The following is a 9857-nucleotide window of genomic DNA, read 5'->3' as shown; positions in this document are numbered from 1 at the left end:
CCAGACGATGACCAACACGCTGACCTCGGACGCCGCCGCGACGATCGCCCAGATCCGGCGATGCGAGGAGGCCGGGGTCGATATCGTCCGCGTGTCCTGCCCCGACAAGGAAAGCACCGCCGCGCTGCGCGAGATCGTGCTCGCCGCCAACGTACCGATCGTCGCCGACATCCATTTCCACTACAAGCGTGCGCTCGAGGCGGCCGATGCCGGTGCGGCATGCCTGCGCATCAACCCGGGCAATATCGGCTCGGCCGAGCGGGTCGCCGAAGTCGTGGCGGCGGCGCGCGCCAATGGCTGTGCGATCCGCATCGGCGTCAACGCCGGCAGCCTCGAAAAGGACCTTCTCGAAAAATATGGCGAGCCGTGCCCCGAGGCGCTGGTCGAAAGCGCGCTTGATCATATCCGCATTCTCGAGGATCATGGCTTCCAGAATTACAAGGTGGCGGTGAAGGCGTCCGACCTGTTCCTCGCCGTCGCCGCCTATCAGCAGCTCGCCGAGACGGTCGACTGCCCGCTCCACCTCGGCATAACCGAGGCCGGCGGGCTGATCGGCGGGACGGTCAAGTCGGCGATCGGCATGGGCTCGTTGCTGTGGGCCGGGATCGGCGACACCATCCGCGTCTCGCTCTCGGCCGAGCCCGAGGAGGAAGTCCGCGTCGGTTACGAGCTGCTCAAATCGCTCGGCATCCGCAACCGCGGGGTGCGGGTCGTGTCTTGCCCGTCGTGCGCGCGACAGGGGTTCGACGTTATTCGCACGGTCCAGGCGCTGGAAGAGAGGCTGCAGCATATCCGCACGCCGATGTCGCTGTCGGTACTGGGCTGCGTCGTCAACGGCCCGGGCGAGGCGCGCGAGACCGACATCGGCATCACCGGCGGCGGTAATGGAAAGCATATGGTCTATCTGTCTGGCGTCACCGACCACCACGTCCAGGACGCCGACATGATCAATCACATCGTCCGGCTGGTCGAGGCCAAAGCCGCCGAGATCGAGGCGGGCGGACAGTCCGCCGACGCCATCCTCCACGCTGCCGAATAGCGCCCGCGCTCGCGGTAACGATTGCGCAAGGCCGGTCCTTTATCATCTCCGCATGTCTCGGTTTGTTTTACTCATCATCGGCTTCAGTGTCCTTGTCGCACTCATGGCCCCGACTAGGAAGCAGGCCCCTGCTGCTTCTGCCGAGGCCGTCGCGGTCAAGGCTGAAGACAGCCCGGCGATGGTGGTCCCCGTCAGCAGCGGCAACGGCGGTGAACTCGTCATCGATCGGGGCCCGTCAGGACATTTCGAAACCGACGCGAGCGTCAACGGCCAGTCACTGCCGTTTGTGGTCGACACCGGCGCGGACGTCGTTGCCCTGACCGTCGACGACGCTCGCCGGGCCGGACTGTATGTCGACCCGACCAGCTTCAAAGTGATCGCCGAAGGAGCCTCCGGGCCGGTCCGCGGGCAGGACATCATGCTCGACCGGATCGAGGTCAACGGCCACATCGTCGAGCATGTCCGTGCCGCAGTGCTCGAGGGGCTCGGCCGAAATCTGCTCGGCCAGTCGGTCCTGACTAAGCTTGGCGGCGTCGAGATGACCGGTGACAAGATGGTGTTGCGCTAGTCGCCGTTTGCGTTCCCGGATAGGCACAGAGCGGTGACCACACCGCGCGTCTTTCCTGCCTATCTCGCCGCCATTGCCGGTATCGGCTTTTTTTCCATCATGGATATGGTGGTCAAGGCATTGACGCTGAGCGCGGGCGTGTTTGCCACGCTGCTGTTCCGCTCGCTCGTAGGCGTGTCGCTCAGCGGGCTCCTGTTCGCGGCGAAACCGTCTCCCCTGCCCGATCGCTCAACGCTCCGGCTCCACGTCGTGCGCGGCGTGGCGACCGCCGCCATGGCGGTGATGTTCTTCTGGGGGCTGGCGCGCGTGCCCATGGCGCAGGCGGTTGCCCTTTCATTCATTGCTCCGCTGATCGCGCTGGTACTGGCCGCGCTAGTCCTGCACGAGCCGCTCGGGCGGCGGACGGTGGCGGGGTCGTTGCTCGCCTTCGCCGGGGTGCTGGTAATCTTCGTCGGCCAGGCGCGCGGCGATCTCGGGCGGGAGGCAACGCTAGGCAGCGTTGCGATCCTGTGCTCGGCGGTGATCTACGCCTGGAATATTATCCTGATGCGTCAGCAGGCACTAGTCGCGCGCCCGGTTGAAATCGCCTTTTTCCAGAACCTCGTCGTCAGCATGGCCTTGCTCAGCGCAGTGCCGTTCCTCGGCGTGCCGCAGCTACCGGCCGGCCAGTGGCCGAACGTCATTTTGGCCGCGCTATTGGCGCTGGCCTCGCTGCTGCTGCTCGCCTGGGCCTATGCGCGGGCCGGAGCGGCCTATCTGTCGACCACCGAATATTCGAGCTTCCTGTGGGCGATGGCGCTCGGGTGGCTGCGTTTCGGGGAGACGGTGTCGCTGTTCACGCTAGCCGGCGCCGGGCTGATCCTAGTGGCCTGCTGGATCGCGGCGCGGAGCGAGGATCGTCCGGCGTTGGAAGCCAGCGCCTAATGTTTGCCGGCAAGCAGATTTACGGTCAACGCGAACACGCCAACGTTGTAGATGAAGGCAGCGATGCTGTGGGCAGTTACGACGCGGCGGATGTGCGGTGACGTGATGTCGGTGTCGGAGGTCGAAAGCGCCGCGCCGATGCAGAAAGAGAAATAGACGAAATCGGAGAAGCCCGGCGTCTTGTCGGTGCCTGGAAAAATCAGACCGGCGTGGTCCTGGCCGCCGTCGTCGGCTGTGTAGAAAAGGTGCGAATAGTGCAGGGCGTAGACCGTGTTGGCGAAGAACCAGGACACCAGCAAGGTCACGATCGTCACGGCAATATCGCTGATGCTCGTCGCCGTGTCGCTCGCCATTTGGCTGCCGACGGCGACGAGGATGACGATCGTCAGGGCGAACGCCAGCATCAGCAAAATCGCGCGGTTCGCGTCATTGGCTTCGGCCACGGCGCGCATCTCATGATGATCTTTGCGGTACAGGGGAATACAGCTGACGATGAACACCAGCGCCGAAACGTCGAAGCCGAGCATGACCGACAGCCACCACGGCGTGACGATCGTCGCCAGTCCGATGCTGGCCGCCAGCATCGCGAAGAAAACCAGGAACCGCGTCGGCGCGACGCGATTGCCGATCGTCGTGGACCGGGTCTTGCGCCGGTCGGTGTTGCTCGAAGCCATCGGACGTAGGATAACGCAAGCTGGCCGTGCGTCTAGTGCTTGCGCCATGAGGAAATGACGCAATGGCGTGGCTCCTGCTGGTCGTCGGCGGCCTGTTCGAAGTGGGTTTCACCACCTCGCTGCGCTTTGTCGAGGGATTTCGCAACCTCCCGTGGACATTCGCTTTTCTGGTGTCGGTGACCCTGTCGATGGGGCTGCTGGAGCGCGCTGCGCGGACCATAGCGATGGGCACCGCCTATGCGGTATGGGGCGGCATCGGCGCGGTCGGCACGGTCATCGTCGGCATGGCCTGGTTCGACGAGCCCGCGACGACGGTGCGGCTGCTGCTGATCCTCGCCATCGTCGCCTGCATCGCGGCGCTGCGTATCAGCAGCTAGCGCTGTGGCATGAGCATTTGCGCGACGGGCGGGACTTGCTCGATCGACGGCACGAAGCGCGGCGCGACCAGTGCGTGGCTGGCCTGCTCATAGGCGTAGCCGAGCGACAAAATCTTGGCGTCGTCCCATTTCGCGCCGATGAAGCTGAGGCCCACTGGTAGCCCCTTCACTGCCCCCATCGGGACGGTGAGGTGAGGATAGCCGGCGACCGCCGCCAGGCTGCCCGCCCCGCCACCGGCGCTTTGGTCACCGTTGACCGCGTCGATCTTCCACGCCGGCGGCATGGTCGGGCCGACCAGCGCGTCGAGCCGGTCAGCCTTGAGCAGGCGGTCGATGCCGTTCACGCCGGCGGCGGCCAGGCTGGTCGCGCGCGCCTTCAGATAGGTCGGATCGTCGAGGCCCGTGCTTTTGTCGGCCTCGATGAACGTGTCCTGCCCGAATAGCGATAATTCCTGCACGGCATGGGCCGTGTTGAAGGCGATCACGGCGGCCAGCGTGCGGGTGACGACCTGCGGCGGCGTGGTGGCGAGGTAGGCGTTTAGCCCGGCTTTGAACTCGGTCATCAGCACGACGTGTTCGCCCGGTCCGATCGCCTTGTCGTCGAACGCCTTGATCTCGACCAGTGTCGCTCCCTGTGCCCGTAGCACCGCCAGCGCCGCCTCGAACGGACCATCGGTGCCAAATCCCGAGGCGAAGCGCATCACCCCAATCCGCATGCCGTGCAGCGCGTCTGCCGTCAGACCGGCCGCATAGTCCGCCCGGTGCGCATCGGCGTTTTTCGTCGCCGGGTCGGCCGGATCGGTACCGGCGATGGCGCTCAGCAATTGCGCCGCCTGGAGGACGGTGCGGGTCATCGGCCCGGCAGTATCCTGACTGGTGCTGATCGGGACGATATGTGTCCGGCTGACCAGTCCCACCGTCGGCTTAAACCCGACGATGCCGTTAAGTGCGGCGGGGCAGGTGATCGACCCGTCGGTTTCGGTTCCGATGGCGAGGTCGACGATCCCGGCCGCTACCGCCGCGCCGCTGCCGCTCGACGAACCGCACGGATCGCGGTCGAGCGCGTGGGGATTGCGCGTCTGCCCGCCAACCGCGCTCCACCCCGAAATCGAGTTGGTCGAGCGGATATTGGCCCATTCGCTGAGGTTCGTCTTGCCCAGGATCACCGCTCCGGCCTGGCGCAGGCGCGCAATCAGCGGAGCGTCCCGTCCGGTGACATTGTCAATCAGCGCCAGGCTGCCCGCGGTCGTCGGCAGCAGTCCTGCGACCTCGATATTATCCTTGATCAGCACCGGTTGCCCGACGAGCGGCCCGCGAACCCCGCCGGCATCGATTGTTCGCGCCTGCGCAATCGCGGTCGGCTCGATCGCCAGCACGGCATGGATCGACGGGTCGATCCGCTGCACCCGGGCAATGGCAGCGCGGGTGGATTGTTCGGCCGGCCCGACGGCGAAAAGGGGAGCGCTTGTCGCTCCGAGGAGCAGCGCAAGTAGGCAGCGAAGGCGATGGCAGTTGGTCAAGAAGACTCCTGTGGGTCGAAAGCTGCCGAGAGCCCGGCCGGATCGACGGACCGTCGGTCAAGTTCATTCGCAAGTTTTGCCGGTGCTCGTCCTCGCCCGGCCGCGAATCTAGCTTTTCGCCTGACGCGCACGCTCGAGCGATTCGACGATGACCTCGCGCGCGGCGGCGGCATCGCCCCACTTGCCGACCCGCACCCACTTCTCGGGCTCGAGATCCTTATAGTGGGTGAAGAAATGCTCGATCTGCTGCAACACGATGCTCGGCAGGTCGGTCGCTTCCTCGACGTCGGCATAATATGGGGTCGTTTTTACTTCGGGCACGGCGAGCAACTTCTCGTCGCCGCCGGCCTCGTCCTCCAGGAACAGCACGCCGACCGGGCGGCAGCGGATGACGCTGCCCGGCATCAGCGCCCAGCGGTTCATCACCAGGCAGTCGATCGGGTCGCCATCGCCGCCCAGCGTCTGCGGAATGAAGCCGTAGTTGGCCGGATAGCGCATCGGCGTGTGGAGGATGCGGTCGACGAAGATCGCGCCCGACACCTTGTCGAGCTCATATTTCACCGGCTCGCCGCCGATTGGCACCTCGATCAAGACGTTGATGTTGGTCGGCGGATTGTCGCCTGCGGGGATGAGATCGATGTTCATGCGGGTGCCCTTACTGCTCCAACGGGCGCGGGCAAGCCCCTGCTGGCGTTTCGGCCATGCGCTCGCTAGGGGCTGCGCACCAATGGCGCAGTCAATCCAGCCGGTTCGCGGCACGCAAAGTCTGATCGGCGAGGAGGCCGACCGTTTCGCGCATGTCGTAACGGCGTTCGACCGCGTGCGGCGGCTGTACGGGTTCAAGCGGGTCGAAGTGCCGGTGATCGAGCCGACCGCCGTCTTCGCGCGAACGATGGGCGAGACGACCGATGTCGTGTCGAAGGAAATGTATTCGTTCGACGACCGCTCGGGCGATTCGATCACGCTGCGGCCGGAGTTCACGGCCGGCATCTGCCGCGCCTATCTGTCGGAAGGATGGCAGCGGTTCGCGCCGCTCAAGGTCGCGACGCATGGCCCGGCGTTCCGCTACGAACGCCCGCAAAAGGGCCGCTTCCGCCAGTTTCACCAGCTCGACGCCGAGATCATCGGTGCGGGCGAACCAGCGGCGGATGTCGAGCTGCTCGCGTTCGGCGCGCAATTGCTGGCCGAGCTCGGCATTGCGGGGGTGACGCTCAAGCTCAACACACTCGGCGACGTCGCCAGCCGCGATGCCTGGCGGGCGGCGCTGATCGAGCATTTCGCGAGCCATCGCGCGGATTTGTCCGAGGATAGCCAGGCGCGGCTCGACAAGAACCCGCTGCGCATCCTCGACAGCAAGGACCCGCGCGACCGCCCGTTCGCCGACAGCGCGCCGCCGATGCTACTGAGCGCCGAGGCGGAAGATTTCTTCGGTGCGGTCAAGGCCGGGCTCGACGCGGCAAGCGTCGAGTACGAGATCGCCCCCCACCTCGTGCGCGGCCTCGACTATTACCGCCACACCGCCTTCGAATTCGTCACCCGCCAGCTCGGCGCGCAGGGGACGGTGATTGCGGGCGGGCGCTACGACGGCCTGATCGAACAGCTCGGCGGCCCGCACACGCCAGCGGTCGGTTGGGCGGCTGGGATCGAGCGACTGGCGATGTTGATTGAGGTGCCGGATGGCGAGCGCCCATTACTAACTGTGATCCCTGATCAACCACAGCTTGAAGCAGATGCAGCTTTGGTCGCATCCGCATTGCGCCGCAGCGGCATGGTAGTGGACCTTGCTTATCGTGGGAATGCCAAACGCCGATTTGAGCTTGCGAAGAAGAACGGTTCACGTGCTCGCGTTGTAGTAACAGCCTCTAATTCTACTGGTGTATCGGAACGCCAAGGGATTCACATTCGTGTGAACCAGCCTGATCAAGTGGGTCGTCAGGACGATCTTCGCGGGGCGGTACTGACCGCCCTTGAAAGTAGTTTTTTAGTAGTTCGGACAGAGCCAGTCGAGATTGGAGTCTCTCCCGATGCCATCCTAAAACCCAAGTTGCCGAAATGACCGGCATCACCTCCGAACGCATTGCTCAGATCGAGGCGAAGAAGCAGGATTTGTCGGACGCGATGGCGCGGGGCGATCTTCCGACCGACGAGTTCATCCGCCTGTCGAAGGACTATGCCGCGATCGAGCCGGTCGCCGCCGCCGCTCGCGAAGTGCGCCGCCTGCGCGCCGAGCGCGTCAGCCTGGCGACGATGACCAAGGATGCCGACGAGGAATTGCGCCAGATCGCATCGGATGAACTGCTCGACATCGAGCAGCGCCTGCCGCTCGCCGAGCGCGCGCTGGCGCTGCAACTGCTTCCCAAGGATTCGGCCGACGAACGCGCCGCGATGCTCGAGGTCCGCGCCGGCACCGGCGGCGACGAGGCGGCGCTGTTCGCCGGCGATTTGCTGCGCATGTACCAGCGCTTCGCCGAGGAACGCGGCTGGCGGTTCGAACTGATCTCGGCCTCGATGTCAGACGTCGGCGGCTACAAGGAAGCCGTCGCCTCGATCAACGGCAATGGCGTGTTCGCCCGGCTCAAGTTCGAAAGCGGCGTCCACCGCGTCCAGCGCGTCCCGGCGACCGAGAGCGGCGGGCGAATCCACACCTCGGCGGCGACGGTCGCGGTGCTGCCCGAGGCGGAGGAAGTCGACGTCCAGATCAACGACGCCGACCTGCGCATCGACGTCTATCGCTCGTCCGGCCCCGGCGGCCAGTCGGTCAACACCACCGACAGCGCGGTGCGCATCACACATTTGCCGACCGGGCTGGTCGTCATCCAGCAGGACGAGAAGTCCCAACACAAGAACAAGGCCAAGGCGCTCAAGGTTTTGCGCACTCGGCTGTTTGAACTCGAACGCTCGCGCCTCGCCGACGCCCGCGCCGGCGCGCGCAAGTCGATGGTCGGGTCGGGCGACCGGTCGGAGCGCATCCGCACCTATAACTTCCCGCAGGGGCGCGTGACCGACCACCGCATCAACCTCACCCTGCACAAGCTCGACTCGATCCTCGAAGGGCCGGGGCTCAACGAACTGACCGAAGCGCTGATCGCCGAGGACGAAGCGGAGCGGCTGGCGAGCCTCGACGAGGCGTGAGCGCGATCCTCCGCGCGCTCGCCCGGGCCAGCACGCGCCTGGCCGCGACCAGCGATACGCCCCGGCTCGATGCCGAGCTGCTGATGGCCGCCGCGCTCGGCATCGGCCACGACCGGCTGCTGCTCGATCCGCCCGGAGGCGAGGCGCCGGCCACCTTCGCCGACTTCATCGAGCGGCGCGGTGCGGGCGAGCCGGTTGCCTATATCACCGGTCGCCGGGGCTTCTGGAACATTGACCTGGAGGTCGGCCCCGGCGCGCTCATCCCCCGCCCCGACAGCGAAACGCTGATCGCCGCCGCCGTTGAGCATTTCGCGGCAACGCCCGGACCGAAGCGGATCCTCGACCTCGGCACCGGTCCCGGGACGCTGCTCCTCGCCGCGCTCGACGAATGGCCCAAGGCGACCGGGCTTGGCATCGACTCCTCGCCGATTGCGCTTTCCTATGCGCAGCGCAATGCCGAGCGCCTCGGCCTGTCGGGCCGCGCGGCGCTCCAGCTCGGCGACTGGGCGCGCGACGTAGCCCATCGCTACGACCTCATCTTATGCAATCCGCCCTATGTCGCCGCCGATGCGCCGACCGGTCCGGGCGTGGCCGACTATGAGCCGACCGAGGCGCTGTTCGCCGGGCCGGACGGGCTCGACGACTATCGCCGCCTGGCGCCGCAGCTTGGGCGCGTGATCGCCCCGGGCGGACTGGCGGCGATCGAAATCGGCTTCGACCAGGCCGACGCCGTCACCGCGCTGTTCGCCGAGTCGGGGCTTTTCAGCCACTTGGCGCGCGATCTCGGCGGTCGCCCGCGAGCGCTGTTGGTAGGATCTTCATAAAGTTCTTGGAAAGCTGAGCCAAGCCGACTACATCGGGCGCAGGGACGGGGCCGCTCCACAGAATAGAGCTCGCGCCGACCCGCCCTCCGACGACATCGGCCGTTTCAGCGCCACGGCGCTTGGCCCAGGTCAAAGGCGGTTCGCTCGCGCGGACCGGCGATCGCCGGGGGAACGGACTTCTTGCCGAGGAACAAGACTAGGCGCGCGTTCGCGCCAGTGCGACGAGGACCAATTTCTTTGATCAACAATCGTCAGAACGGCGTTGGCCGTCGTCGTGGTCGCGGCGGACAGCGGCCCCAGGGTACGACCGGTCGCGCCGACGGCAACCGCCAGGACAATCGCCAGCGGGGCAATGCCGCGCAGCTGCTCGAAAAATACAAGAGCCTGGCGCGCGATTCGCAACTCGCCGGGGACCGCGTCCAGACTGAAACCTATCTTCAGTTCGCGGAACATTATTTTCGCGTGCTGGGCGAAAGCCAGGCGCGCTTCGACGAGCAGCGCCGCGCTCGCGGCGAGACGGTCGATAATGACTATGACGACGACGGCGACGGCGACGACGGCGACATGGACGGCGACGACGTTCGTGACGATAATCGCCCGCAGCGCCAGGAGCAGCAGCAGCAACCACGCCGCCAGTATGAAGAGCGCCCCGAGCGCGCGCAGCCGCAACAACAGCCGCAGCGCGACCGCTACGAACGCAACGACCGCCCGCAGCGGGCCGAGCGGCCGGAGCGCAATGATCGTTTAGTCGAACGGACCGATGCCCCGCCGCGGGCCGAGCGGCCCCAGCGCGCCGAGC

The 9857-nt window shown here is 66.1% G+C and carries 12 protein-coding genes; 9 read left to right on the top strand and 3 right to left on the bottom strand.

Annotated features, from left to right (window positions below; all coding sequences use genetic code 11):
• The 3 genes from ispG to RMN84_RS00585 all read left to right on the top strand — a co-directional run.
• Window positions 1-1039 (top strand): flavodoxin-dependent (E)-4-hydroxy-3-methylbut-2-enyl-diphosphate synthase (gene ispG, locus RMN84_RS00595; RefSeq protein WP_309610268.1); only part of this gene is annotated, 1039 nt, incomplete at its 5' end.
• 103 nt (window positions 1040-1142) lie between these two features.
• Entirely contained in the window at window positions 1143-1607 is a 465-nt protein-coding gene (locus RMN84_RS00590) for a TIGR02281 family clan AA aspartic protease (protein ID WP_309610267.1), read from the top strand.
• Window positions 1608-1640: 33 nt separating this feature from the next.
• Window positions 1641-2531, top strand: a complete 891-nt coding sequence (locus RMN84_RS00585) for a DMT family transporter (RefSeq protein WP_309610266.1) — start codon at window positions 1641-1643, stop codon at window positions 2529-2531.
• Here RMN84_RS00585 and RMN84_RS00580 read toward each other — a convergent pair.
• A complete protein-coding gene (locus RMN84_RS00580; RefSeq protein WP_309610265.1) occupies window positions 2528-3058 on the bottom strand; it encodes a DUF1345 domain-containing protein in 531 nt (176 codons plus the stop codon). The genes RMN84_RS00585 and RMN84_RS00580 overlap by 4 nt on opposite strands.
• Between RMN84_RS00580 and RMN84_RS00575 the strand changes: the two genes are divergently transcribed.
• Window positions 3057-3263, top strand: a complete 207-nt coding sequence (locus RMN84_RS00575; protein ID WP_309610264.1) for a hypothetical protein — start codon at window positions 3057-3059, stop codon at window positions 3261-3263. The genes RMN84_RS00580 and RMN84_RS00575 overlap by 2 nt on opposite strands.
• Window positions 3264-3267: 4 nt before the next feature.
• Entirely contained in the window at window positions 3268-3582 is a 315-nt protein-coding gene (locus RMN84_RS00570) for a multidrug efflux SMR transporter (protein ID WP_309610263.1), read from the top strand.
• On the opposite strand, the gene RMN84_RS00565 is transcribed toward RMN84_RS00570, so the two are convergent.
• Entirely contained in the window at window positions 3579-5102 is a 1524-nt protein-coding gene (locus tag RMN84_RS00565; RefSeq protein WP_309610262.1) for an amidase, read from the bottom strand. The genes RMN84_RS00570 and RMN84_RS00565 overlap by 4 nt on opposite strands.
• 108 nt (window positions 5103-5210) lie before the next feature.
• Window positions 5211-5747 carry an inorganic diphosphatase gene (gene ppa / locus RMN84_RS00560; protein WP_309610261.1) on the bottom strand — a complete coding sequence of 179 codons (537 nt, stop codon included), beginning with the start codon at window positions 5745-5747 and terminating at the stop codon, window positions 5211-5213.
• 82 nt (window positions 5748-5829) lie between these two features.
• Between ppa and hisS the strand changes: the two genes are divergently transcribed.
• From hisS to RMN84_RS00540, 4 genes are all read left to right on the top strand, one after another.
• On the top strand, window positions 5830-7158 hold the full coding sequence (gene hisS / locus RMN84_RS00555; RefSeq protein ID WP_309610260.1) for a histidine--tRNA ligase: 1329 nt from the start codon (window positions 5830-5832) through the stop codon (window positions 7156-7158).
• On the top strand, window positions 7155-8234 hold the full coding sequence (prfA, locus tag RMN84_RS00550) for a peptide chain release factor 1 (protein WP_309610259.1): 1080 nt from the start codon (window positions 7155-7157) through the stop codon (window positions 8232-8234). The genes hisS and prfA overlap by 4 nt, the downstream gene beginning before the upstream one ends.
• Window positions 8231-9058, top strand: a complete 828-nt coding sequence (gene prmC / locus RMN84_RS00545) for a peptide chain release factor N(5)-glutamine methyltransferase (RefSeq protein ID WP_405051408.1) — start codon at window positions 8231-8233, stop codon at window positions 9056-9058. Before prfA ends, prmC begins: the two co-directional genes overlap by 4 nt.
• Window positions 9059-9295: 237 nt before the next feature.
• A partial coding sequence (locus tag RMN84_RS00540) for a DUF4167 domain-containing protein (RefSeq protein ID WP_309610258.1) occupies window positions 9296-9857 on the top strand: 562 nt, incomplete at its 3' end.

The organism is Sphingomonas sp., assembly GCF_031380695.1.
In the GTDB taxonomy this organism is placed as follows: Bacteria; Pseudomonadota; Alphaproteobacteria; order Sphingomonadales; family Sphingomonadaceae; genus Sphingomicrobium.
Note: the sequence above shows the minus strand (reverse complement) of the source record. Positions and strands in the feature narration are given on the sequence as shown.

Coding starts and splice junctions, on each gene's coding strand:
- ppa (WP_309610261.1), bottom strand. CDS start 5,747: ATGAACATCGATCTCATCCCCGCAGGCGACAATCCGCCGACCAACATC.
- RMN84_RS00575 (WP_309610264.1), top strand. CDS start 3,057: ATGACCGACAGCCACCACGGCGTGACGATCGTCGCCAGTCCGATGCTG.
- prfA (WP_309610259.1), top strand. CDS start 7,155: ATGACCGGCATCACCTCCGAACGCATTGCTCAGATCGAGGCGAAGAAG.
- hisS (WP_309610260.1), top strand. CDS start 5,830: ATGGCGCAGTCAATCCAGCCGGTTCGCGGCACGCAAAGTCTGATCGGC.
- RMN84_RS00590 (WP_309610267.1), top strand. CDS start 1,143: ATGGCCCCGACTAGGAAGCAGGCCCCTGCTGCTTCTGCCGAGGCCGTC.
- RMN84_RS00570 (WP_309610263.1), top strand. CDS start 3,268: ATGGCGTGGCTCCTGCTGGTCGTCGGCGGCCTGTTCGAAGTGGGTTTC.
- RMN84_RS00580 (WP_309610265.1), bottom strand. CDS start 3,058: ATGCTCGGCTTCGACGTTTCGGCGCTGGTGTTCATCGTCAGCTGTATT.